We start from the raw sequence: 23,136 nt of genomic DNA, 5'->3' as shown, positions 1-23,136 counted from the left end.
CGGTGGGGGACCTCCGGTGGGCCGGGGCGGCGCGGGGGCGCCCCGGCCCTGGTTCCGCGCGGGGTCAGCGCAGGCGGCCGGCGCCCGCGCCGCGGTCGACGAGGGCGGGGACGGCCTTGGCCGGGTCCACCTTCGTCCGCAGCTGCGGCGTCCAGCCCGCGCCGGAGGTGAGGGTCTCGGCCGGGATCTCCGCGTTGTGCACGGCGATCAGGTCCACCGGCTTGCCGTTGACCCGGTTGTGGGCGGCGGTGACCGGCGCCTCGCTCCACTTCTTCAGCACCTTGGCGGCGCTGATCCCGTCCGGCAGCGTGAACGCGTTGTACTCGGCGACCAGCGCGGACTCCTTGCCGACGCCGAAGCTGTAGGCGTAGTCCTCGTTCGCCACGAAGTGGTTGTCGTAGACGTCGACCTGGCCGAAGCGGACCCGGGGCGCGCGTTCGACGAGGTCCTTGAACAGGTTGTGGTGGAAGGTCGCCTTCAGGTGCCCGCGGTCGCCGGCGGCCGTGGACTCGCTGTCGCTGTTGCCGATCAGGATCGTCTTGTCGTGGTCGGTGAAGACGTTCCAGGAGGCGGTGACGTAGTCGGCGCCGCGCACGATGTCGAGCTGCCCGTCGTGCTGCTGGTACAGCATGCCGAAGTAGGTCGGGGCCGCGCTGTCGGGGTGCTCGCCGTCGGTGAACGTGTTGTGGTCCAGCCAGACATGGGTGGAGCCGTACACCACCGTGCTGTCGTACTCGCTGTTCCAGTTGCCGGTGTCGCCGTCCGTCGGGTCCCACTGCGGGAAGCAGTCGACGGGGCTCTCGAAGGTCAGGTTGCGGACGATGACGTTGTCCACGCCCTTGATCTGGAGGCTGGCGCCCTTGATCCCGGCGTTCCGGCCGACGCCGATGATGGTGGTGTTCGCCGGGACGCTCGCCTTGATGGCCTGGCTCTGCTGAGCCGCGGAGGCCCGCCGCAGTCCCTCGGGGCTGTCGTCGGGTTCGGCGCTCAGGTCGGTGTCGTAGCCCCAGGTCGCCGGGTCGTACGCGGCCAGGTAGGCGTCGAAGTCGTAGCCGGGCACGGCGAACGCGTCGCAGCCCTCGGCTACGGCGTCGATGGTGCCCTTGACCTTGATGATGCGGGGCGCGGTCCCGTCCGCCGCCAGGGCCGCCTTGAACTCGGCCCAGGTCGTCACGGTGTACACGTGCTCCGCGTCGGCGGCGGCGCCCCCGGTCGTCCCGGTGCCGTACGCGGCCCAGCCGTCGTTGGCGGACAGCGTCTGCCGGGCGGGGCCCCGGTGCTGGGGGCGGGCCTCGGCGCCGGCGGCGGTCAGGCCCACCACCAGGGCGGTGCAGCCGGCCAGCGCGGCACCCTTTCCTATGACGTGCCCATGCCATCTCTGTGTCTGCATGTGTGCGGCTCTCCTCGGATACGTCGTGTCAGGCTTCGGGCCAGCTGATCCAGGACGCGGGGATCTCCGCGTCCAGGCGGCGCGCGTCACGGTGTCCCAGCACCCGGGTGCGCAGCAGTTCCCGCACCACGAGCCGGGCCACCTCGATCGCGCCGGGCGGGTTGAAGTGGGTGTTGTCCTGCTCGGTGGCGGTCCAGTTGAAGTACGTCTTGGTCCTCTCCACGCCGAGCCGCTGCCACAGCGCCAGCGACAGCGCCTGGACGTCCAGCAGCGCCACGCCCTCCTCGGCGGCGAGCGCCCGCATGGCCGCCGGGTACTCCCCGTGGCTCGGCAGCGCGGTCCCCGCCGCGTCGAACCGGCGCCGCTCGACGGGGGTGGCGAGCACCGGCCGGACACCCCGCGCCCGAGCCCCGTCGACGTACAGCCGCAGATACTCCTGGTACGTCGTCCAGGGCTCGGTCCAGCGGGTGGGGTCCTCGCTCTTCTCGTCGTTGTGCGCGAACTGGATCAGCAGGAAGTCGCCGGGCCGGACCACCGAGAACACGGCGTCGAGCCGTCCCTCGTCCACGAAGCTCTTGGAACTGCGCCCGTTGACGGCGTGGTTGGCGACGGCGAGGTCCGCGCGCAGGAAGAAGGGGGCGGCCATCCCCCACCCGGTCTCGGGCGCGGCGTCGGCGTACTTCTGCGCGGCGGTGGAGTCCCCGGCGATGTGGAGGGTGCGGGGACGACGGCCGCCGGCCTGCGCGGTGCCCGTGGCGGCGAGGGCCAGGGGGACGGCGGCGAGGGCGGCCGAGGTGACTTGTCTTCGGCTGACTGACACTCCGGTTCCTTCCAGAGGGGTGAGCGGCGAGCCGCCCGGGGGCGCGGGGTGCGCGAGCGACCGCGGACGGCCCGCACCCCGCGCACCACGGACCGTCCGACGGTGAAAGCCGGTGCTACCCCTTCTGCTCGTTCCACTCGGCCTGCGCCTCGTTGAGCTGGTCGGCCACCGTGTCCAGGAAGTCCTTCGCGCTCATCTTGCCGAGCAGCACCTTCTGGAAGTTCGGCTCGTTGTCGGCCTTGGAGATCGTGTTCCAGTCCGGCAGGTAGTACGGCAGCTGCACGATCGTCGTCGAACCGTCCGACAGCGCCTGGGCGGCCAGCTTCGTCGGCTCCGACTCCGAGACCCACCCGTCCTTCGCCGCGTCGGTGTTGGCCGGCACCTGGCCCGCCGACTCGTTGAACTTCGAGTTCGCCTCGTGCGAGACGGCGTACTCGATGAACTTCCAGGCCGCCTCCTTGTTCTTGGAGCTCTTGAACACGCCGAGCCCGTCGACCGGGTTGGAGACCTGCACCCGCTTGCCGCCGGGTCCGACCGGCTGCGGGATGCCGCGGAACTTGTCCTCGCCGAACGCCTTCACATGGTCCTGGTAGGAGCCCAGGTTGTGGTTGAGCATGCCGATCGTGCCCGAGTCCCACTGGGCGACCATCTTGGTGAAGTCGTTGTTGAGGTCGGCGGCCGGCGTGACCTTCTTGTAGAGCGCGGCGTACTTCTCCAGCGCCGCCACGTTCTTCGGGTCGTTGACGGTGGTCTTCTCCCCGGCGGCGTCCCAGAAGGAGGTGATCCCGGACTGCCCGTACATCGCGTCGAGGGCCTGGGCGACGGAACCGGCGCCGCCGCGGATGGTGTACCCGAACTCGTTGTCGCCGGCGTCGGTGAGCTTGTCGGCGGCCTCGAAGAAGGCGTCCCAGGACGAGGGCTCCTCCAGTCCCGCCTTCTCGAACAGGTCGGTGCGGTAGTACAGCACACCGTTGTTGGCGGAGGTCGGCACCGAGTACAGCGTGCCGTCGCCGCCGCCGGCCGCCTTCAGCGACTCGACCATGTCCTCGTTGAGCTTGCCGTTCAGGGAGGAGTCCGCGAGCCGGTCGTCCAGCGGCTCCAGCGCGTTCTGCGCGGCGAACCCGGCGAGCATGGCCGCGCCGACCCCGCCGACGTCGGGCAGCCCGCCGCCCTGGATGGACGTGTCGACCTTCGACTGGTACTCGGTGGAGGCGATGCCGACGTACTCGACGTCGATGTCCGGGTTGGCCTTCTCGAAGTCGGCGATGATCTCCTTCCAGATGTCGGTGCGGACACCGCCGTTGTTGTCCCAGAAGACGATCTCCCCCTTGCCGCTGCCCTCGGCCCCCTCGCTGCCGCCCGTGCCGCTGCCGTCGTCCCCGCAGGCGGTGGCGGTCAGCGCGAGTACGGCCCCCAGGGCGACGACGGCCGGTGTCCGGCGCCTGCCGGTGCTGCTGCGCATGCTGATCTTCATGAGTCGGCTCTCTTCTTCTGGATCAGGCTGGATGAAGCGGAGTGGAGCGGAGTGCTGGACGTACGGACGTGCTGAACGCGTGGGGGGAGTCAGTGGACCCCGATCCGCCGCTGCGGACCGGAGAAGCGCTCGACCAGTGCCGGGACGGCCGCCGCCGGGTCGAGCCGGTAGGTGTAGAAGTCGCCCGGCTCGAAGGCGTCGCCCCAGGTGTCGTGCCGGCCGGTGGTGTTCTCGGTCACCGAGCCGCGCTGCACCAGTTCGGCGGTGGCGTCCGCCTGGTAGGGGTGCTGGACACCGTCGTAGTAGCTGTTCTCGATGACCATCCGGGTGGCGCCCCGCGCCCAGTTCCCGTAGGTCCAGACGGGGTCGCCGTCGGCCACCTGGGCCGACAGGTAGTTGTTGTAGAGGTGCGCGTAGGCGCAGTTGTCGGCGGACGGGTTGCGCTGCTTGGTGCCGGCGAACCAGTTGTGGTCGATGGTGATCTCGGTCCGCGTGTTCTCCGTCCAGCCGATGCCCATCGCCTTGTTGTGGTCGGTGAAGCGGTTGTAGGAGACGGTGACGTACCGGCTGTCCTTGCGGATGTCGAGCAGTCCGTCGCCCATGTGCGTGAAGTGGTTGTGGTCGATCCAGACGTGGTGGACGGAGTCCATCTGGATCGCGTCGAAGTCGGTGGTCTTGCCGTCCCAGTCGCCCTCGACGTAGGAGTCACGGATCGTCAGGTTGCGGATGACGACGTTGTGCGTGCCGGGGTTCAGGTGCAGCTCGCCGTGGACGATCTCGCCGCTCGTGCCGACGCCGACGATCGTCTTGTCGGAGGCGACCGTGATGTCCGAGCCGAACGGCTCCACGGCGATCGAGCCCGCCACCCGGATGACGTACGGCTCCTCGGCCGCCGCGTACTTGGCCAGCGCGGCCTGGTCGGTGACGGTGACGACCTCGCCGCCCGCGCCGCCCGTGGTGCCGCCGGCCAGGGAGGCGAAGCCGTGCGGCCGGTCGGAGAAGCGGTCGGTCCCCGGCGGGGCAGCCGCGGCGGCCCGGGCCTCCCCGAGCGTCCCGAGGGTCAGGGCGGCCACCAGGCCGAGGACGGCGGCCAGTGTTCTGCCACCGCCTGGCAAGCGCTTGCTACGGAAGTGCGTCATTGCGGCTCCCCACAGGCGTACGGAGGTAGGAGGTACGGAGGTACGGGGGTACGGGGGTACGGGGGTACGGAGTTACAAGGCGGTGATCCGGAACCCGGTGGAGTCGGCCGTGCCCGCGGCCGGCTCTCCGGTGGGTGCGGCCTGCTCTCCGGTGGGTGCGACGGCGAACAGGCCGAGCAGGGCGCCGACCCAGCGCCAGGGAGTGGCGGCGAAGACCTGCCCCGAGGGGCGGAAGCCGTCCCCGGTGTCGGCGTGGAAGCGGCAGCGCGCGTGCGGGCCGATCTCGATCCGCAGCCGGGCCCGGCCCCCGGGGGCGAGCCGCGCGTGCGCCGCGTCCCGTTCCGCCTCCGCGACCGTCTCGCCGAACCGGTGCACCAGGTGCACCGCCCCGTCCGCGCCCCGCTGGAGCCCGATCCAGCTGAACGCGTCCCCGAGCACCACGAGCCCGGCCCGCGCGCCCGGTTCGTCGCTGTCGAGGCGCAGTTCCACCTCGACCGCGCACGGGGTGCCGGGCAGCCGCTGGGTGAGCACGTTCGGCAGCCTGCGCGGGTCGTGCGCGTCGGCCGAGCGGACGCAGGCCAGCCGCAGTCCGTCCCCGGTGTGCGGGACGGTCCAGCCGCCTCGGGGGTTGGCGGTCCAGGACCACTGGGGGCCGAACCGTCCGCCGGGGAAGTCGTCGTCGGTGGCGGGTGTTCCCGCCGAGGGCGGCAGCGCGGGCCGCCGGTGCTCGGTGACGGGCGCGCCGTCGTCGCCCAGCACCGGCCAGCCGTCCGGGTCCCAGCGCATCGGCTGGAGGTGCACCACCCTCCCGTACGCCCCCCGCTGCTGGAAGTGCAGGAACCAGTCCTCCCCGGCCGCCGTGCGCACCCAGCCGCCCTGGTGGGGGCCGTTGACGTCGGTGTCCTTCTGCTCCAGGACGATCCGTTCCTCGTACGGTCCGAAGAAGTCGCGGGAGCGGAAGGCGCCCTGCCAGCCGGTCTCCACCGACCCGGCGGGCGCGAGGATCCAGAACCAGCCGTCGTGCCGGTAGAGCTTGGGGCCCTCCAGGGTGAACCAGCCGGGGATGCGGTCGGCGTCGACGATCACCTTGCCGTCGTCGAGCAGGCCGGTGCCGTCGGGGCGCATGCGGTGGCCGGTGAGGCGGTTCTTGATACCGGAGCGGGACCGGGCCCAGGCGTGCACGAGGTACGCCTCGCCGGTCTCCTCGTCCCACAGCGGGCAGGGGTCGATCAGGCCCTTGCCCGCCTTGACCAGGTGCGGGCGGGTCCACGGGCCCTGGGCGTCGGGGGCGTTGACCTGGAAGATCCCCTGGTCGGGGTCGCCCCAGAAGATCCAGAGGCGGTCGTCGTGGTGCCGGATGGACGGGGCCCAGACGCCGCAGTCGTGCCGGGGCGCGGCGAAGGTCTCCGCCGGTTCCAGCCGGTCGAGCGCGTGGCCGAGCAGGGTCCAGTCGACCAGGTTCCGGGAGTGCAGCAGCGGCAGGCCGGGGGCGCGGCCGAAGCTGGAGGCGGTCAGGTAGAAGTCGTCGCCGACGCGCACGACGTCCGGGTCGGACCAGTCGGCGTTCAGGACGGGGTTGCGGTACGTACTGCTGCTGCTCACGGGCTGACCGCCTTCCGTACGAGGGCCGCGGCGCCGTCGGCGTCGAGGCGGCCGTCGGCGACGACGGTGACGATCCGGCGAACGGCCGTGTCGCCCGGGGCGACCGCCAGCCGGGTGGCGTGGGCGAGCGAGGAGCCGACGCCGGGATACTCCTCGGTGCGCACGAACCAGGGGTCCTCGCGGGTCCGTTCGGTGGCCCCGGCGAACACCAGCGACCAGCCGGCGCCGACCAGGGCGAGCCAGTCGGCGCGGCGGCCGTGCGCGGCGGCCTCGCCCTCGGCGTCCGGGGTGAGGACGTCCGGCGCCGCGTCCTCCTTGCGGGCCCGCCAGAAGAAGCCGCCGTAGGCCGCGCCGGGGCGGCCGTTGGTGGCGGGGCTGCCGAGGGTGAGCGGGCCGGAGGTGATGTTGGTGAGCGAGAAGGTGAGGTCCAGGGCCCAGGCCCGGTCGGTGAGCGCGGTGGCGGCCACCGTACGGCGCTCGCGCAGCAGCTCGGTGCCGGCGGCGACCCAGGACAGCTCCTGGACGAACCCGTCGGAGTCGCACAGCGGGAAGGCGGTGTGCCGCTGGGCGCCGTGGTTGTCCAGCTCGGTCGGGCCCCGGTCGCGGACGAAGGTGCGCCCGCCCCAGAAGTTGTGCCCCTCGACGTCGGGAACGGCGACACCGACGCCGAGGTGGTGGGCGTGGTCGGCGGGCGCGGACTCGGTGACCGGCGTGCCGGCCAGGGTGGTGACGGGGTGCAGGTAGGGGCGTGGGGAGAGGCGGGCGGGCAGCTCGGGCCGGGTGACGTACCGGGCGACGGGGCGGCCGGCGACGCGCAGGACCGGGGCGTCGGTGCCGGTCATCGGGCGGTCACCTCCTTGGCGGCCCAGGGGGCGCCGAGTTCGGAGTAGAGGGAGAGGGTGCCGGCGGCGGACTCGACCAGGGCGTCGACGCCGGGGACCACCCGGCGGGCCTCGGCGGCGATCCGGTGCCAGGCCGTCTCGGGCAGCGGTCGGGGGTCGGGGGCCCGGCGGATCGCCTCGACGACCCGCATGAAGGCGCCGGTGCCGTCGGGGGTGACCAGCAGATCGGTGCCGTCCGCCAGGTGGTCGAGGAGGTTCTCCAGCAGGTCGGTGCGGCCGTGCTCGTGCTCCTCGGGGCCGTGGCCGGCGCGCTGGATCAGGACGCGGTCCTGCTTGTACCAGAAGGTGATCCGGCCGCGGGTGCCGTGCACCAGGACGTACGGTTCGGCGGCGCGTTCGGCGCACAGGGTGGCGGCGACGGTGATCCGCAGGCCCGTCGGGGCGGTGACGCGGACGCAGGAGGTGTCGTCGGCCTCGATGTCGTTGGCGCGGTGCAGTTCGGTCTCGACGGCGGCGACGTCCTGGTCGCGGGTGGCGCCGCCGAGGGTCAGGGCGGTGGCGACGGCGTGCGCGAGGGGGTTGGTCAGCGCCCCGTCGACCACGTCGGTGCCGTCGTCCATGCGGCGCCGTCCGGCCCAGGGCGAACGCCGGAAGTACGCCTCGTCGCGCACCCAGGCGCCGGCCCCGCCGATGCCGGTGACCTCGCCGACCGCGCCGTCGGCGATCAGCTCCCGGACGGCGGGCACCGCGTGCGAGCCCAGCGACTGGAACCCGATCTGGCAGGCGACGCCCGCCTCGGCGACCCCGTCGGCCATCCGGCGGAACTCCGCGAACGACGGTGCCGGGGGCTTCTCCAGGAGCAGGTGCACGCCCCGGCGGGCGGCGGTCAGCGCGAGGTCGGTGTGGGTGGGGATCGGCGTGCAGACGACGGCGACCCGGGCGCCGGTGGTGTCGAGGAGGGCACCGAAGTCGGCGGACTGGGCGGGGAGTTCACCGCCGTACTCTCCCTCCGTCAGGGGGGTCAGCTCGCAGAGGCCGGCCAGCCGGACGCGGCCCGCCCGCTCCAGGCGGCGGAGGTTGGCGAGATGCCAGCGGCCGTGCCCGCGGGCGCCGGCGAGGACGACGGGCAGGGGTGCGCTCATGAGACCCTCCCCGCGGTGCCGGCGGTCAGGTCACGCTCGCCGGCGAAGCCGTAGGTGTGGTGGATGGTGCGCGGGTCGGCCGGTCCCCGTCTCATCAGCCCTTCACCGCCCCGGCGCTGAAGCCCGTGATCAGCCACTTCTGGATGAAGGCGAAGACGATGACGACCGGGACGGCCGCGATGATGCCGCCGGCGGCGAGCGCGCCGAGGTCGACGCTGTCCGCGCTCATCAGGGAGTTGAGGCCGACCGGGATGGTCTGCTTGTCCTGGTTGTTGAGGAACATCAGGGCGAACAGGAAGTGGTTCCAGGAGTGCACGAAGGCGAAGGAACCCACCGCGATCAGACCGGGCCGCAGCAGCGGCAGGACGACGATCCGGAAGGCCCGCATCCGCCCGCAGCCGTCGACCCAGGCCGCCTCCTCCAGGGAGTACGGCACGTTCTTGATGAAGTTGCTGATCAGGATCATCGACAGCGGCAGCTGGAAGACCGTCTCGGCGATGATGACGCTGCCGAGGGAGTTGATCATCTGGAGTTCGGCGAAGATCTCGAAGAGCGGCACGAGGAGCAGCGCGCCGGGCACGAACTGGGAGCAGAGCAGGGCGAGCATGAAGCCCCGCTTGATCCTGAAGTCGAACCGGGCGAGGGCGTAGCCGCCGGCCAGGGCGACGACCGTGGTCATCACCAGGGTGGCGACGCCGACCAGGACGCTGTTGCCGAAGTAGGTGCCGAAGTTGCGCTCCGTCCAGACCTTCTCGAAGTGGTCGAAGGTCATCGGCCAGGGCACCAGCGAGGTGGAGCCGGCCGGGCGCAGGGAGAAGAGCAGGATCCAGTAGAACGGGATGAGGGTGAAGACGAGGTAGATCCCGAGCGGGAGGTAGATCTGCCAGCGGGGGATCTGGTCCCAGGCGGGGCCCTCCTTCTTCGCCGGGCGCGGCGGGGCGGGGGCGGCCCGCTCGGCGGCGGGGGCGGCCGTGGTGGCCTCCTTGGTGATCACTTGTTCTCGCCTCCGAACTTGCTCAGCCGCAGGTAGACGATCGAGCAGAAGAGCAGGATCACGAACGCGACCGTGGTCAGCGCCGACGCGTAGCCGAAGTCATGGGCGTCGACGGAGGTGTTGGCGATGTAGAGCGGGAGGGTCGTGGTCTCGCCGGCCGGACCGCCGCCGGTCAGGGTGTAGAGCAGGTCGACGTTGTTGAACTCCCACACCGCGCGCAGCAGCGTGGAGAGGATGATCGCGTCCTTCAGGTGCGGCAGGGTGATGTGCCAGAACTGCTTGATCCGGCCGGCCCCGTCGACCTCGGCGGCCTCGTACAGGTCCTTCGAGACGGACTGGAGGTCGGCGAGGATGAGGATCGCGAAGAAGGGCACCCCGCGCCACAGGTCGGCGACGACCGCCGCCGGGAACACGGTGGAGGTGTCCGACAGCCAGCTCGTGCCGTAGGAGCCGATGCCCATGTCGGCGAGGTAACGGGTGATGCCGGTCTGGGAGTTGTAGAGCAGCACCCAGATCGCGGAGGTCAGCACGCCGGAGACGGCCCACGGGGAGAAGACCAGGGCGCGGCCCAGCCCCCGGCCCACGAAGGTCTGGTTGACGATCAGGGCGAGCGCGAGTCCGAAGAGCAGTTGCAGGCCGACCTCGACGAAGACCCACTTGGCGCTGAAGACCAGGGTGTCCCAGAAGACCGGGTCGTCGGTGAAGATCTTGGTGAAGTTGTCGAAGCCCGCGTAGCCGTTCCGCCACGGCTTGGTGGGGTTGTACTCCTGCAGGCTGTAGTAGAAGACGCTGATGACCGGGTAGGCGATGAAGCCCAGCATCAGCAGACCCGCCGGGGCGATCAGCAGGTACGGGAGCCTGCGCGGCGTGGCGGAGGCACGGCGCCGCCTCGGTGGCGCGGGCGGTTTCGCCACGGCTGCGGCTTGGGCCATGACTGTTCTCCGTTCTGGTACGTCGTGCGTGGGGCTTGCTTGCGTGGGGCGTGCTCGCGCGGGTCGTACGCGCGCGGGGCGTTCACTTGCGTAGTCGGATGTGCGTGGTGCGTACAGGAAGCGCTTTCTGTCGGTACAGGGGTGTGCGGAGGTTTTCTGTTGTCCGGGGGGTGTCAGCCCGCGTACGGGTCCTGCACCTTGCCGGGGCGGGCCAGGAACTCGAAGTCGCAGCCGGTGTCGGCCTGGGTGATCTGTTCGTTGTAGAGCGCGCCGTAGCCGCGCTCGTACCGTGCCGGGGGCGGCGTCCACGCGGCGCGGCGGCGCTCCAGCTCCTCGTCGTCCACGTTGAGCCGGAGGGTGCGGGCGGCGACGTCCAGGGTGATGGTGTCGCCGGTGCGGACCAGGGCGAGCGGTCCGCCGATGTACGACTCGGGCGCGACGTGCAGCACGCAGGCGCCGTAACTCGTGCCGCTCATCCGGGCGTCGGAGATCCGCACCATGTCCCGTACGCCCTGCTTGAGGAGGTGGTCGGGGAGGGGCAGCATGCCGTACTCGGGCATGCCGGGGCCGCCCTTGGGGCCGGCGTTGCGCAGCACCAGCACGTCGTCGGCGGTGATGTCCAGGGCGGGGTCGTTGATGGTGCGCTGCATCGTGCGGTAGTCGTCGAAGACGACTGCGCGGCCGGTGTGCTTGAGCAGGTGCGGTTCGGCGGCGATGTGCTTGATGACGGCGCCGTCCGGGCAGAGGTTGCCGCGCAGCACGGCGACGCCCCCCTCGGCCGCGACCGGGTTGTCGCGGGGGCGGATCACGTCGTCGTTGTGGACGAGGGCGCCTTCGAGCTGCTCGCGCAGGGTGTCGTGGCAGACCGTGGGCCGGTCCAGGTGGAGCAGGTCGGGGATGCGGGAGAGGAAGCCGGGCAGTCCGCCGGCGAAGTGGAAGTCCTCCATCAGGTACGTCTGTCCGCCGGGGCGGACGTTGGCCAGCACCGGGACGGTGCGGGCGATGCGGTCGAAGTCGTCGAGGGTGAGGGTGACGCCCGCGCGGCCCGCCATCGCGATCAGGTGGATCACGGCGTTGGTGGAGCCGCCGAGGCCGAGCACGGTGGTGACGGCGTCCTCGAAGGCGTCCGCCGTGAGGATGTCGCTCAGCTTGCGGTCCCGGTGGACCAGTTCGACGATGCGCAGCCCGGCCGCGGCGGCCATCCGGTCGTGCCCGGAGTCGACGGCGGGGATGCTGGAGGCGCCCGGCACGGTGACGCCGAGGGCCTCGGCGGCGGCGGTCAGGGTGGACGCCGTACCCATCGTCATGCAGTGACCGGGCGAACGGGCCAGCCCGCTCTCCAGTTCCTGCATCTCGCAGTCGCCGATGAGCCCGGCCCGCTTGTCGTCCCAGTACTTCCACATGTCGGTGCCGCTGCCGAGGGTCTCGCCCCGCCAGTGCCCGGGGAGCATCGGCCCCGCGGGCACGAACACGGCCGGCAGGTCGGCGGAGGCCGCGCCCATCAGCAGCGCGGGCGTGGACTTGTCGCAGCCGCCCATGAGGACGGCGCCGTCCACCGGGTAGGACCGCAGCAGCTCCTCCGTCTCCATGGCGAGCATGTTGCGGTAGAGCATCGGGGTCGGCTTCTGGAAGGTCTCGCTGAGCGTGGAGACCGGGAATTCCAGGGGGAAGCCGCCCGCCTGCCACACGCCCCGCTTCACGGCCTGGGCGCGGTCGCGCAGGTGGACGTGGCAGGGGTTGATGTCGGACCAGGTGTTGAGGATGGCGATGACGGGCTTGCCGAGGTGCTCCTCGGGCAGGTAGCCGAGCTGGCGGGTGCGGGCGCGGTGGCTGAAGGTGCGCAGGCCCTCGGTGCCGTACCACTGGTGGCTGCGCAGCTCCTCCGGGCGCTTGCGGCCGGTCATATCGACCACCCCGCGGCGATCTCGGCGACCTCGGCCCGCTCGCTCTCGGGGAGCGGGCGGCTCGGCGGGCGGACGTCGCGGCGGCACAGGCCGAGCGAGGCGAGGGCCTCCTTGACGACGGTGACGTTGTTGGCGGAGCCGTTGGCGGCGCGCAGTTCCTCGAAGCGGCGGATCTGCTCCCAGACCTTCATGGCGGCCGGGTAGTCGCCCGCCCGCAGCGCCTCGATCATGTTCCGGGAGACGGCCGGGGCGACGTTGACCAGCCCGGAGGTGAAGCCGGTGGCGCCGGCCGAGAAGTAGGCGGGGGCGTACGGTTCGGCCAGCCCCGCCACCCACACGAACCGGTCGAGCCCGGCGTCGCGGGCGAAGGCGGCGAACTTGGCCGCGTCCGGCACGGCGTACTTCACGCCGATGACGTTGGGGCAGGTGTCCGCCAGCTCGGCCAGCCGCGCCCCGGCCAGCTGCGGATTGCGGATGTAGGGGACGACGCCCAGCTCGGGGACGGCCTCGGCGACGGCGCGGTGGTAGTCGACCCAGCCGGCCTGGGAGACGTAGGGGTGGACGGGCTGGTGCACCATCACCATGGTGACGCCCAGGTCCCGGGCGTGCCGGGCGGAGGCGATCGCGGTCGGCACGTCGTGGCCGACGCCGGCCAGGATGCCGGCCCGGCCGCCGGCCTCCTCGACGGTCAGCTCGGTGACCTGACGGCGCTCGGCCGGGGTGAGGGCGTAGAACTCGCCGGTGTTGCCGTTGGGGGTGAGGGTGGTGATGCCGGCGTCCAGCAGGCGACGCAGCAGGGCCCGGTACGTGGCGGGGTCGACGGAGCCGTCCGCGGCGAACGGGGTCACCGGGATCGCCACCACGTCGGCCAGGGCCGCCCGCTGGGTCTCGAACGTCGTTGTCATGCCTGACCGTCCTCTTCCTGGGTCCGCCCGGCCTCGTGGTCCGCTGCCGGGAAGGCCCGCTCGACGAAGAACGCGATGTGCGCGTGGAGGGCGCGTGCGGCACCGTCCGCGTCCCCGGCCAGGGCGAGCCGCAGGATCTCCTGGTGCTCGCCCGCCTCCCGCTCCCAGGAGGGGTCGGCGGCCCAGGCGACGGCGGAGACCAGGGCCGCCTGGTCGCGGACCTCGTCGAGCATCCGGCCGAGCAGCGGGTTGCCGCAGGGCAGATACAGGGCGCGGTGGAACTCCCGGTTGGCCAGCGACCGTTCGGCGGTGTCGGTGGCCCGGTCGGCGCGGGCCAGCGCGGACCGGGCGGCGTCCAGGGAGGCGCCGCGCCGCACGGCGCGCTTGAGTGCCTCCGGCTCCAGGAGCAGCCGCACGTCGTAGACCTCGCGTGCCATGTCCGCGTCCACCATGCGCACCGTGGCGCCCTTGTACTGGCTCATCACGACCAGTCCGGTGCCGGCCAGGGTCTTGAGCGCCTCGCGCACCGGGGTCTTGGAGACCCCGAACTGTGCGGCGAGCTCGGTCTCGACCAGGGCCTGACCGGGTGTCAGCCGGCCGGTGAGGATGCGGCGTTTGATCTCCTGGAGCACGTACTGCGTGCGGGAGGGGATCGGCGTGGGCACAGAGGTCATGTGCGCCTCTCGGATCTCGCATATCGCGTCTCATATATGACGTACGGAGTACGACGCGTTGAAGGTAGGAGGGGCGCAATGTTTCGTCAATGCTTCTGACAGAAGAAGCGCGGATCGGTTCTTCAGGCGCTGGTGGTGACGCCCTCGCCGGCAGTCCCGGCCGGCCCGCCGAACACCGCGGCGGCCACGGTCGCCGCCCCGGCCGTCAGGGAGCCCTGCGCGGGTCACTGCGGCGCCCGGCAACCGCGCCGTGGCACCACAGGCCCGGAACTGTCGGATGATCCAAACGTTCGCTACTCGAACATTCGAACTTTCTCACAAATGAGTAACAGGAGAGCCCAGCATCTACGCGCGTAGGAACCAGGGCTCTACAGTGACGAGCGCCGCCGCCAGGGTGGCGGTGAGCCTCAGATCGGAGGAACGATGTCCGAAAACACCAATACGTCGGCATGGGAGAAGATGCGAAGTATTTCGGGCGTGACTGCGTCTCTCTGCGGAATCGCGTTCTACGCCCTTTCTGGTCTTTTCCTTGTCGACAGCGCGTGCCGGACCGACGCACACACGCTCCCACTTGCCGAATCCATCTGCACCGCGGTACTTCCTGCTGATAACGACGTCAATGATGACGCTACGCATGCTGATGACCCGAGTTCCACGCCGAAGTAGAATCGGAAGTTATACGTAACACTCGATGAGTCACCGGGGCGTTCTCCCTCAGGGGAGGACGCCCCCACTGGGTCCGGACGACGCCCGGCACGGTCACCCCCGGTACGGACGCCCGCCCAGCCCCCTCCGCACCGCCGCCAGATCCCCGTCCGACGCCAGTCCGGCGTGGTACAGCCGCAGTTCCGTGGCCCCCAGGTCGGCGGCGCGGGCCGCGTCGGCGGCGAGGGTGCCGGGGCTGCCGCCCATGCCGGAGACGACGGTGAAGTTGGCGGCGATGACCGTGCCGTCGTGGGCCTGCTCGGCGAAGGGGGTGAGCAGGCCCGCACCGCCCGTGCAGGGCACGACCACCCCGTCCGCGACGGACAGGATGTGCGCGGGGTCGACCCCGGCGTTGGCGCCGCAGTGGTACGAGACCGGGTCGGCGTGCAGCAGGACCTGGAAGCCCTCGGGAGCGGCGGCGCGGACCGCCGCGACGGCCGCCTCCTGCAGCGAACGGGCGGTGGTGTCCCGCCACGCGCGCGTGGCGCCCGCCCGCGTCTCGCCGAGCAGCTTCTCCACGCCCGCCCAGCCCCCGTCCGAGGGCGCCGTCCCCCGCCACACCGGCTCCAGCGCGTCGCGGACGGCGACGGCCAGTTCGTCCGGGTCCAGGCCCTGTCCGCCGTACCCAGCCCGGCAGTCGGGGCAGAAGCAGAGCGACATCAGGTACTGCCCGGCGTCTCCGAGGCCCACGCCGGCGGTCTTGTCGTGGGCGTGCAGATGGGCCAGGCCGTACCAGCCGAGGGACTCCAGTTCGGTGCCGCGCGCCCCCGGCCGCACCGCCGCCTCGGCGGCCAGGTCGACGAGGTACGCGCGCGTGGCGGGCTGCGCGATGCAGGGCGCCCAGGGGTAGCGGTCGCCGTAGGCGTTGACGACGGAGGTGTGCGGATGCTCGGCGCCGAGACGGGAGTTGTGGGCCAGCACGACCCAGGTGTGCACCTCCAGGCCCGCGTCCGCGAGCGCGTCGGCAGCCACGCCGTAGGCGTCCCCGGGCGCCCAGTCACCGGCCGGGTACGGGCGCGGGTCCCGTCCGGCCCAGCGGCCGGCGTCCGGCGGGTAGAGGACGGCGGCGTGCTCGGCGGTGACGATCCGGTGGCGCGGGTGGCGGGGGGTCAGGGCGCGGGTGGAGTGGTAGGCGGCGGCGAGCGTCACCTGTTCCACGCCGAGTCCCGCGACCGTCTCCGGCGCCCGCGGGTCGCCGTCGACGTCCCAGGGGTAGACGAATGCCGATGCCTTCACCGTGCCTCCTCCAGGAGCGCGTGGCCGCGCTCGATCACCTCGGCGAGCCGCTTGACATGATCCCCGGTCGGCTCGTGCAGCGGGGGCCGCACCTCGCCCACGTCCAGGCCGCGCAACCGTACCCCGGCCTTCACCAGGGCGACGGCGTACCCGCGTCCCTGGGCGCGCAGTTCGGTGAAGGGCCGGTAGAAGCCGTCCAGCAGGCGGTGCGCGGTGGCGTCGTCGCCGGTGCGCAGCGCCCGGTGGAAGGCGAGGGCGATCTCGGGGACGAAGCAGAACACGGCCGAGGAGTACAGCGTGACGCCGAGTCCGCGGTAGGCGAGCTGGGTCTGCTCGGCGGTCGGCAGCCCGTTGAAGTAGAGGAAGTCACCGGGCACCTCGGTGCGCACGGCGCTGACGGTCCGCTGCATCAGGTCGAGGTCGCCGAGGCCGTCCTTGAGGCCGACGATCCCCTCCGTGCGGGCCAGTTCGACCACCGCGCGGGGGGTGAACACGGCGTTGTCGCGCTGGTAGACGATGACGGGCAGGGACGTCGCGGCGGCCACCTCCCGGTAGTGCCGCAGCAGCCCCTCCTCCCCGGCGAGCACCAGGTACGGCGGCATGGCGAGCAGCCCGTCGGCGCCGGCCTCCTCGGCGAGGCGCGCGTAGCGGACGGCGAGGGCGGTGCCGTAGCCGGCGCCCGCCAGGACCGGGACGCGGCCCGCCGTCTCCTCGACGGCCGCCCGGACGCAGTCCTGGAACTCCTCGGGCGTGAGCGCGTGGAACTCCCCGGTGCCGCAGCAGGCGAACACGGCGGCGGCGCCCGCCTCCACCCCCTGGCGCACATGGGCGCGGTAGACGTCGAGGTCGACCTCGCCGCCGGGGCCGTACGCCGTGACCGGAAAGAACAGCGGGCCCCGAGGGGCGGTGAGCCGAGCGGCGAGCGGGGCTGACGTCACAGGTTCTCCCGTTTGCATGCGTGTCCGGTGTTTATATTTCTGAACATGCTCACGCTAAGACGCCCCTGGAGGGCGGTCAAGCGTCCGCGCTCTTGACGCGTGACGACGCGCATCTTTAGCGTGTCCACGCTTGTGAATGACGTATTCAGATGTGTACTCACATGTGCACTTTGACACCCGTACTCAGATGTGCACTCAGATGCGTACTCGTGCAGTCAAGGAGACCCGAGGATGCCCGCTCCCCGCACCGTTCTGCTCACCGGCGCCGCCGGCGGCCTCGGCACCCTGATGCGGGAGCTGCTCCCCGCCCACGGCTACGACCTGCGCCTGTTCGATCTGCGTCCGATCGAGGGCGCACCGGACGCCATCGTCGCCGACCTCGCCGACAAGGACGCCGTGCGCGAGGCGGTCCGCGGCGTCGACGCGATCGTCCACCTGGCCGGCATCTCCCTGGAAGCGTCCTTCGACAAGATCCTGAAGGCCAATATCGAGGGCACGTACAACGTCTACGAGGCCGCCCGCGAGGAAGGCGTCGGCCGCGTCGTCTTCGCCTCCTCCAACCACGCCGTCGGCTGGACCCCGCGCCCCCAGGGCGACGACCCCCTCATCCCCATCGACATCCGGCGCCGCCCCGACACCTTCTACGGCCTGTCCAAGTCCTTCGGCGAGGACCTCGCCCAGTTCTACTGGGACAAGCACGGTCTGGAGACCGTCTCCGTCCGCATCGGCTCCTGCTTCCCCGAGCCGACCAGCGTCCGGATGCTCTCGGTGTGGATGAGCCCCGCCGACGGCGCCCGGCTCTTCCACGCCGCGCTGACCGCCGAGGGCGTCGGCCACACGGTCGTCTACGGCTCCTCCGCCAACACCCGCCTGTGGTGGGACCTCACCACCGCGCGCGCCCTCGGCTACGAGCCGCAGGACGACTCCGAGCCGTACGCCGCGAAACTCATCGCCGAACAGGGCGAACTGGACCCGGACAACCCGGCCCACGCCCGCCTCGGCGGCCACTTCGTCACGGACCCGCCGATCTGGCCGTACTGACCGAAACACACGGCAGCACCGAGGAGGACGGGCACCGAACGGGCCCGTCCTCCTCCCCGTTCGGGCATCCGCGCTGCCCGATCAGACGTCCCGCCTCGCCGCACCCCTGGTCCACGACGCTCCCCCGTCCACCGAAACGGGCCCAAGCGGGCAGTATCGGCTCCGCAACAGACCTGGTCAGCGCCGCGTACCCGCTGTAGAACTCTTCACCGGGGCCTTACCGGGCCCGAACGGGCAACGGCGCGCGTGAGGCAGGTGTGACATGGGCACGAGATCGGCGGAAGAGCGCCAGCGGGAGATCGTGCGGGCCGCCCGTGCCTCCGGCTCGGTCGACGTCACCGTCCTCGCGGCCGAACTCGGCGTGGCCAAGGAGACCGTGCGCCGGGATCTGCGCGCCCTGGAGGACCACGGTCTGGTCCGCCGCACCCACGGCGGCGCCTACCCCGTGGAGAGCGCCGGGTTCGAGACGACCCTCGCCGTGCGCGCCACCAGCCACGTCCCCGAGAAGCGCCGGGTCGCCGCCGCGGCGGCCGAACTGCTCGGGGACGCCGAGACGGTCTTCGTCGACGAGGGCTTCACCCCCCAGCTCATCGCCGAGGCACTGCCCGTGGACCGGCCGCTGACCGTGGTCACCGCGTCCCTGCCGGTGGCCGGCGCGCTCGCCGGGCGCGGCGACACCTCCGTGCTGCTGCTCGGCGGCCGGGTCCGCCCGGGCACGCTGGCCACCGTCGACCACTGGACCACCAAGATGCTGGCCGGCTTCGTCCTCGACCTGGCCTTCATCGGCGCCAACGGCATCTCCCGCGAACACGGCCTGACCACGCCCGACCCGGCGGTCAGCGAGGTCAAGGCACAGGCCGTGCGGGCGGCGCGGCGCACGGTGTTCGCGGGGGTGCACACCAAGTTCGGGGCGGTCAGCTTCTGCCGGTTCGCCGAGGTCGGCGCCCTGGAGGCGATCGTCACCAGCACCCAGCTGCCCGCGTCCGAGGCCCACCGCTACTCCCTGCTGGGCCCTCAGGTCATCCGAGTCTGACCCCGTCCCCTTCCTCCCCCTCGTGGGACGGGGTCACCCCTTACCGCCCGATACCTCCCCCTATGTTCAGGAGCGATCCATGCGAACCCAGAGCCGACGGAGGCCGCGAGCCACGCTCGCCACGGCCGCCGCAGGGACGCTGCTCGCCCCGCTGCTCTCCGGCTGCTGGGTCGGGGCGGGCGGGGCGGGGTCCGGCGGCGACGCCATCAACGTCCTGATGGTCAACAACCCCCAGATGGTCGAGTTGCAGAAGCTCACCGCCGACCACTTCACCGAGGAGACCGGCATCAAGGTGAACTTCACCGTGCTGCCGGAGAACGACGTCCGCGACAAGATCAGCCAGGACTTCGCCAACCAGGCGGGCCAGTACGACGTCGCCACCCTCTCCAACTACGAGATCCCCATCTACGCCAAGAACGAGTGGCTGCACGAGATGGACTCCTACGCCGCGAAGGACACCGCCTACGACGAGCAGGACGTCCTCAAGCCGATGCGCGAGTCCCTCACCGGCGAGGACGGCAAGCTCTACGGCCAGCCCTTCTACGGCGAGTCCTCCTTCCTGATGTACCGCAAGGACATCTTCGAGAAGGAGGGCCTGACCATGCCCGACCACCCCACCTGGCAGCAGGTCGCCGACCTCGCCGCGAAGGTCGACGGCGCGGAGTCCGGCATGAAGGGCATCTGCCTGCGCGGCCTGCCCGGCTGGGGCGAGGTGATGGCCCCGCTCACCACGGTCGTCAACACCTTCGGCGGCACCTGGTTCGACCAGGACTGGAAGGCCCGCCTCGACTCCCCCGAGTTCGAGAAGGCGGTGAAGTTCTACGTCGACCTGGTGCGCGAGCACGGCGAGTCCGGCGCCCCGCAGGCCGGCTTCGCCGAGTGCCTGAACAACATGACCCAGGGCAAGGTCGCCATGTGGTACGACGCCACCTCCGCCGCCGGCTCCCTGGAGGCGGCCGACTCCCCCGTCAAGGGCAAGCTGGGCTACGCCCCCGCCCCGGTCGAGAAGACCGAGTCCTCCGGCTGGCTCTACACCTGGGCCTGGGGCATCCAGCAGGCCTCCCGCAACCCCGACAAGGCGTGGAAGTTCGTCTCCTGGGCGTCCAGCAAGGAGTACGAGCAGCTCGTCGGCGACGAGATCGGCTGGTCCAACGTCCCGGCCGGCAAGCGCGCCTCCACGTACGAGAACCCGGCCTACCGCGCGGAGGCCGGCGCCTTCCAGGAGATGACCCGGGAGGCGATCGAGGCGGCCCGGCCCAACGACCCGGGGGTGCAGCCGCGCCCGGCGCCCGGCATCCAGTTCGTCGGCATCCCGGAGTTCACCGACCTCGGCACCAAGGTCTCCCAGGAGATCAGCGCGGCCATCGCCGGACGCCAGTCCGTCGAGTCGGCCCTGAGGAAATCGCAGGAGCTCGCCGAAGAGATCTCCGAGGAGTACGAGGGACGATGACCGCCACGACAACGGCCCCCGTGGCCGCACCTGAGCTGCGCACCCCGCCGAACCAGCCCTCCGCGCGGCTGCGCGCCTGGGCCACCCGGGCCCCGCTCCTCCCGGCCCTGATCTTCATGATCGCGGTCACCCAGCTGCCCTTCGTGGCGACGCTGGTGATCTCCTTCTTCGACTGGAACGCGCTCTACCCCGACGCCCGCCACTTCACCGGCCTCTCCAACTACGGCGACGTCCTCACCGACCCCGACCTGCGCAAGTCGGTCTGGACGACGATCCTGCTGACGGTCGCGGTGGTGCTGGCCAGCCTGGTCCTCGGCCTCGCCCTCGCGCTGCTCCTGGACCGGAGGTTCAAGGGCCGCGGCGTGGTCCGCACCCTGCTGATCGCCCCGTTCCTGGTGGTCCCGGTCGCGGCGGCCCTGCTGTGGAAGCACGTGCTCTACAACCCCGAATACGGCCTGCTGAACGGGTTGTTGCACTACGTCGGCGGCCCCCAGCCCGACTGGATCTCCAACACCCCGCTGCTCGCGGTGGAGCTGTCCCTGGTCTGGCAGTGGACGCCGTTCATGATGCTGATCCTGCTGGCGGGGCTGCAGAGCCGCGACCAGCAGCAGATCGAGGCGGCCCGGGTGGACGGCGCCGGCGACTGGCAGATCTTCGTCCACCTCACCCTGCCCCACCTGCGCCGCTACCTCGAACTCGGCGCCCTGCTCGGCTCGATCTACATCGTGCAGAACTTCGACGCGGTCTTCACGATCACCTCCGGCGGCCTGGGCACCGCCAACCTGCCGTACACCGTCTACCAGAGCTTCTACCAGGCCCACGAGAACGGCCTCGCCTCGGCCGCCGGCGTCCTGGTCGTCATCGGCTCGATCATCATCGCGACCTTCGCCCTGCGCGTGGTGTCGTCCCTGTTCCGCGAGGAGGTGGGCCGCGCATGAGCGCCGTGACCACGACTGCAGGAGTCAGCCGTCGCAAGCGCGGGGCCGGTCTGGGCCTGGTGGCCTGGCTGCTCGGCATCGTCTTCTTCCTCCCCATCGCCTGGATGGCGCTGACCTCCTTCCACTCGGAGGAGGACGCCGCCACCAACCCGCCGTCCTTCGCGGCCGCCCTGACGCTGGACGGCTACCGCGAGTTCTTCGGCGCGGACGGCGGCGCGAGCCCCTGGCCGGCGCTGGCCAACTCGGTCGTCGCGTCGGTCGCGTCGACCCTGTTCGTCCTCGTCCTCGCCCTCCCGGCGGCGTACGCGCTGTCCATCCGCCCGGTGAAGAAGTGGACGGACGTCCTGTTCTTCTTCCTGTCGACGAAGATGCTGCCGGTGGTGGCCGGCCTGCTCCCGATCTACCTCTTCGCCAAGAACACCGACATGCTGGACAACATCTGGCTGCTGGTCATCCTCTACACCTCGATGAACCTGCCGATCGCGGTGTGGATGATGCAGTCCTTCCTCGCCGAGGTCCCGGTCGCCATCATCGAGGCGGCCCGGGTGGACGGCGCGAAACTGCCGACGATCCTGGCGCGGGTGGTCGCCCCGATCGCCCTGCCCGGCATCGCCGCGACCTCCCTCATCTGCTTCATCTTCAGCTGGAACGAACTGCTCTTCGCCCGGGTGCTGACGGGTGTGGTCGCCGAGACCGCCCCCGTCTTCCTGACCGGTTTCATCACCAGCCAGGGCCTGTTCCTGGCCAAGGTGTGCGCCGCGTCGCTCGTCATCTCCCTGCCGGTGCTCGCCGCGGGGTTCGCCGCCCAGGACAAGCTGGTCCAGGGCCTGTCGTTGGGAGCCGTGAAATGAAGGCCGCCGTCATCGAGTCCGTGGGCCGCGCCGTCGTCGCCGAGATCCCGGACCCGACGCCAGGACCGCGCGAGGTCGTCGTCCAGGTCGCCGCGTGCGGGCTGTGCGGCACCGACCTGCACATCCTCCAGGGGGAGTTCGCGCCCAAGCTGCCGATCACGCCGGGGCACGAGTTCGCCGGCGAGGTGGTCGGGGTCGGCACGCGGGTCACCGAGGTGTCGGTCGGCGACCGGGTCGCGGTGGACCCGTCCCTGTACTGCTACGAGTGCCGCTACTGCCGTAACGGCCACAACAACCTCTGCGAGCGCTGGGCGGCCATCGGCGTGACGACGGCGGGCGGCGCGGCCCAGTACGCGGTGGCGCCCGTGGCGAACTGCGTGAAGCTCCCCGAGCACGTCCGCACCCAGGACGCGGCCCTGATCGAGCCCCTGTCCTGCGCGGTGCGCGGCTACGACGTCCTCCGGTCCCGCCTCGGCGCCCACGTCCTGATCTACGGCTCCGGGACGATGGGCCTGATGATGCTGGAGCTGGCCAAGCGGACCGGCGCGGCCAGCGTCGACATGGTCGACCTCAACCCGGCCCGCCTGGAGACCGCCAAGGGCCTGGGCGTCTCGGGTGCCGCCGCCACCCCCGACGAACTGGACCGCCCTCAGGGCTGGGACCTGGTCATCGACGCGACCGGCAACGCGGCGGCGATCCAGGACGGCCTGGACCGGGTCGCCAAGGCCGGTACGTTCCTCCAGTTCGGCGTGGCGGACTACGCGACGCGGGTCCAGATCGACCCGTACCGCATCTACAACCAGGAGATCACCATCACCGGCTCGATGGCGGTCCTGCACAGCTACGAGCGGGCGGCGGAACTGTTCGCGAACGGCGTCCTGGACCCGGACGCCTTCATCAGCGACCGCATCCCGCTGGAGCGGTACCCGGAGGCACTGGAGCAGTTCGCGGCGGGGGTGGGCCGCAAGATCGTGGTGGTGCCGTAGCTCACCATGTGAACGCCGGAGGGGCTGATTCCAGCCCGTCCGGCGTTTTGCAGCCCGTCCGGCGTTCGCGGACGAGGCCGTTCAGGCCGAAGCGGGGGTCCGGGGCGGCAGTCCCCGGGGACGGGAAGGGCAGGGGCGGC

General features: G+C 71.4%; 19 protein-coding genes and 1 pseudogene. 6 read left to right on the top strand and 14 right to left on the bottom strand.

The window, feature by feature from the left end; translation table 11 throughout:
- Window positions 1-64 precede the first annotated feature (64 nt).
- The 14 genes and pseudogenes from J7I94_RS05685 to J7I94_RS05620 form a co-directional block, all read right to left on the bottom strand.
- Window positions 65-1,390, bottom strand: coding sequence for a polysaccharide lyase family 1 protein (locus J7I94_RS05685; protein WP_215165605.1), 1,326 nt, complete (start codon window positions 1,388-1,390; stop codon window positions 65-67).
- Between the two features lie 28 nt (window positions 1,391-1,418).
- On the bottom strand, window positions 1,419-2,210 hold the full coding sequence (locus J7I94_RS05680) for a rhamnogalacturonan acetylesterase (protein WP_215165604.1): 792 nt from the start codon (window positions 2,208-2,210) through the stop codon (window positions 1,419-1,421).
- A gap of 115 nt (window positions 2,211-2,325) precedes the next feature.
- On the bottom strand, window positions 2,326-3,684 hold the full coding sequence (locus J7I94_RS05675; protein WP_215165603.1) for a sugar ABC transporter substrate-binding protein: 1,359 nt from the start codon (window positions 3,682-3,684) through the stop codon (window positions 2,326-2,328).
- 98 nt (window positions 3,685-3,782) lie between these two features.
- Window positions 3,783-4,823, bottom strand: a pseudogene (locus tag J7I94_RS05670) (polysaccharide lyase family 1 protein); the annotation flags it as partial.
- 72 nt (window positions 4,824-4,895) lie between these two features.
- A complete protein-coding gene (locus J7I94_RS05665) occupies window positions 4,896-6,425 on the bottom strand; it encodes a glycoside hydrolase 43 family protein (protein WP_215165601.1) in 1,530 nt (509 codons plus the stop codon).
- Window positions 6,422-7,267, bottom strand: a complete 846-nt coding sequence (locus J7I94_RS05660; RefSeq protein WP_215165599.1) for a PmoA family protein — start codon at window positions 7,265-7,267, stop codon at window positions 6,422-6,424. Before J7I94_RS05660 ends, J7I94_RS05665 begins: the two co-directional genes overlap by 4 nt.
- Window positions 7,264-8,409: a Gfo/Idh/MocA family protein gene (locus tag J7I94_RS05655; protein ID WP_215165597.1), complete on the bottom strand. Its 1,146-nt coding sequence runs from the start codon at window positions 8,407-8,409 to the stop codon at window positions 7,264-7,266. The genes J7I94_RS05660 and J7I94_RS05655 overlap by 4 nt, the downstream gene beginning before the upstream one ends.
- A gap of 94 nt (window positions 8,410-8,503) precedes the next feature.
- The gene (locus J7I94_RS05650) at window positions 8,504-9,403 is read right to left on the bottom strand and encodes a carbohydrate ABC transporter permease (protein ID WP_215165595.1); all 900 of its coding nucleotides are present in this window, start codon (window positions 9,401-9,403) and stop codon (window positions 8,504-8,506) included.
- Window positions 9,400-10,335: a carbohydrate ABC transporter permease gene (locus J7I94_RS05645; RefSeq protein ID WP_215165593.1), complete on the bottom strand. Its 936-nt coding sequence runs from the start codon at window positions 10,333-10,335 to the stop codon at window positions 9,400-9,402. The genes J7I94_RS05650 and J7I94_RS05645 overlap by 4 nt, the downstream gene beginning before the upstream one ends.
- Window positions 10,336-10,508: 173 nt before the next feature.
- Window positions 10,509-12,239 (bottom strand): L-arabinonate dehydratase, encoded by a 1,731-nt coding sequence (araD, locus tag J7I94_RS05640; RefSeq protein WP_215165592.1) that lies wholly within the window; start codon window positions 12,237-12,239, stop codon window positions 10,509-10,511.
- Window positions 12,236-13,144 carry a dihydrodipicolinate synthase family protein gene (locus tag J7I94_RS05635; RefSeq protein WP_215165591.1) on the bottom strand — a complete coding sequence of 303 codons (909 nt, stop codon included), beginning with the start codon at window positions 13,142-13,144 and terminating at the stop codon, window positions 12,236-12,238. The genes araD and J7I94_RS05635 overlap by 4 nt, the downstream gene beginning before the upstream one ends.
- Complete coding sequence (locus J7I94_RS05630) at window positions 13,141-13,818, bottom strand: GntR family transcriptional regulator (RefSeq protein ID WP_215165590.1); 678 nt, start codon at window positions 13,816-13,818, stop codon at window positions 13,141-13,143. The genes J7I94_RS05635 and J7I94_RS05630 overlap by 4 nt, the downstream gene beginning before the upstream one ends.
- A gap of 759 nt (window positions 13,819-14,577) precedes the next feature.
- Window positions 14,578-15,759 carry a hypothetical protein gene (locus J7I94_RS05625; protein WP_215165589.1) on the bottom strand — a complete coding sequence of 394 codons (1,182 nt, stop codon included), beginning with the start codon at window positions 15,757-15,759 and terminating at the stop codon, window positions 14,578-14,580.
- Window positions 15,756-16,715 (bottom strand): 5-dehydro-4-deoxyglucarate dehydratase, encoded by a 960-nt coding sequence (locus J7I94_RS05620; protein WP_215165588.1) that lies wholly within the window; start codon window positions 16,713-16,715, stop codon window positions 15,756-15,758. The genes J7I94_RS05625 and J7I94_RS05620 overlap by 4 nt, the downstream gene beginning before the upstream one ends.
- 213 nt (window positions 16,716-16,928) lie before the next feature.
- Here J7I94_RS05620 and J7I94_RS05615 point away from each other — a divergent pair, with 213 nt between their 5' ends.
- From J7I94_RS05615 to J7I94_RS05590, 6 genes are all read left to right on the top strand, one after another.
- A complete protein-coding gene (locus J7I94_RS05615) occupies window positions 16,929-17,738 on the top strand; it encodes an NAD(P)-dependent oxidoreductase (RefSeq protein WP_215165586.1) in 810 nt (269 codons plus the stop codon).
- Between the two features lie 262 nt (window positions 17,739-18,000).
- A complete protein-coding gene (locus tag J7I94_RS05610) occupies window positions 18,001-18,771 on the top strand; it encodes a DeoR/GlpR family DNA-binding transcription regulator (protein WP_215165584.1) in 771 nt (256 codons plus the stop codon).
- Window positions 18,772-18,850: 79 nt separating this feature from the next.
- The gene (locus J7I94_RS05605) at window positions 18,851-20,221 is read left to right on the top strand and encodes a sugar ABC transporter substrate-binding protein (RefSeq protein WP_215165582.1); all 1,371 of its coding nucleotides are present in this window, start codon (window positions 18,851-18,853) and stop codon (window positions 20,219-20,221) included.
- Window positions 20,218-21,159 (top strand): carbohydrate ABC transporter permease, encoded by a 942-nt coding sequence (locus J7I94_RS05600; protein ID WP_215165580.1) that lies wholly within the window; start codon window positions 20,218-20,220, stop codon window positions 21,157-21,159. Before J7I94_RS05605 ends, J7I94_RS05600 begins: the two co-directional genes overlap by 4 nt.
- Window positions 21,156-22,010, top strand: coding sequence for a carbohydrate ABC transporter permease (locus tag J7I94_RS05595; RefSeq protein WP_215165578.1), 855 nt, complete (start codon window positions 21,156-21,158; stop codon window positions 22,008-22,010). Before J7I94_RS05600 ends, J7I94_RS05595 begins: the two co-directional genes overlap by 4 nt.
- Window positions 22,007-22,996, top strand: a complete 990-nt coding sequence (locus J7I94_RS05590; RefSeq protein WP_215165576.1) for a zinc-dependent alcohol dehydrogenase family protein — start codon at window positions 22,007-22,009, stop codon at window positions 22,994-22,996. The genes J7I94_RS05595 and J7I94_RS05590 overlap by 4 nt, the downstream gene beginning before the upstream one ends.
- Window positions 22,997-23,136: the final 140 nt, after the last annotated feature.

Origin of the sequence: Streptomyces sp. ISL-12 (genome assembly GCF_018614415.1) — a bacterium.
Classification (GTDB): Bacteria; Actinomycetota; Actinomycetes; order Streptomycetales; family Streptomycetaceae; genus Streptomyces.
Note: the sequence above shows the minus strand (reverse complement) of the source record. Positions and strands in the feature narration are given on the sequence as shown.

Bases quoted from the DNA above. Each gene is read 5' to 3' on its own strand.
- J7I94_RS05685 (WP_215165605.1), bottom strand. From the start codon at position 1,390: ATGCAGACACAGAGATGGCATGGGCACGTCATAGGAAAGGGTGCCGCG.
- J7I94_RS05675 (WP_215165603.1), bottom strand. From the start codon at position 3,684: ATGAAGATCAGCATGCGCAGCAGCACCGGCAGGCGCCGGACACCGGCC.
- J7I94_RS05660 (WP_215165599.1), bottom strand. From the start codon at position 7,267: ATGACCGGCACCGACGCCCCGGTCCTGCGCGTCGCCGGCCGCCCCGTC.
- J7I94_RS05655 (WP_215165597.1), bottom strand. From the start codon at position 8,409: ATGAGCGCACCCCTGCCCGTCGTCCTCGCCGGCGCCCGCGGGCACGGC.
- J7I94_RS05645 (WP_215165593.1), bottom strand. From the start codon at position 10,335: ATGGCCCAAGCCGCAGCCGTGGCGAAACCGCCCGCGCCACCGAGGCGG.
- araD (WP_215165592.1), bottom strand. From the start codon at position 12,239: ATGACCGGCCGCAAGCGCCCGGAGGAGCTGCGCAGCCACCAGTGGTAC.
- J7I94_RS05635 (WP_215165591.1), bottom strand. From the start codon at position 13,144: ATGACAACGACGTTCGAGACCCAGCGGGCGGCCCTGGCCGACGTGGTG.
- J7I94_RS05630 (WP_215165590.1), bottom strand. From the start codon at position 13,818: ATGACCTCTGTGCCCACGCCGATCCCCTCCCGCACGCAGTACGTGCTC.
- J7I94_RS05620 (WP_215165588.1), bottom strand. From the start codon at position 16,715: ATGCAAACGGGAGAACCTGTGACGTCAGCCCCGCTCGCCGCTCGGCTC.
- J7I94_RS05615 (WP_215165586.1), top strand. From the start codon at position 16,929: ATGCCCGCTCCCCGCACCGTTCTGCTCACCGGCGCCGCCGGCGGCCTC.
- J7I94_RS05610 (WP_215165584.1), top strand. From the start codon at position 18,001: ATGGGCACGAGATCGGCGGAAGAGCGCCAGCGGGAGATCGTGCGGGCC.
- J7I94_RS05605 (WP_215165582.1), top strand. From the start codon at position 18,851: ATGCGAACCCAGAGCCGACGGAGGCCGCGAGCCACGCTCGCCACGGCC.
- J7I94_RS05600 (WP_215165580.1), top strand. From the start codon at position 20,218: ATGACCGCCACGACAACGGCCCCCGTGGCCGCACCTGAGCTGCGCACC.
- J7I94_RS05595 (WP_215165578.1), top strand. From the start codon at position 21,156: ATGAGCGCCGTGACCACGACTGCAGGAGTCAGCCGTCGCAAGCGCGGG.
- J7I94_RS05590 (WP_215165576.1), top strand. From the start codon at position 22,007: ATGAAGGCCGCCGTCATCGAGTCCGTGGGCCGCGCCGTCGTCGCCGAG.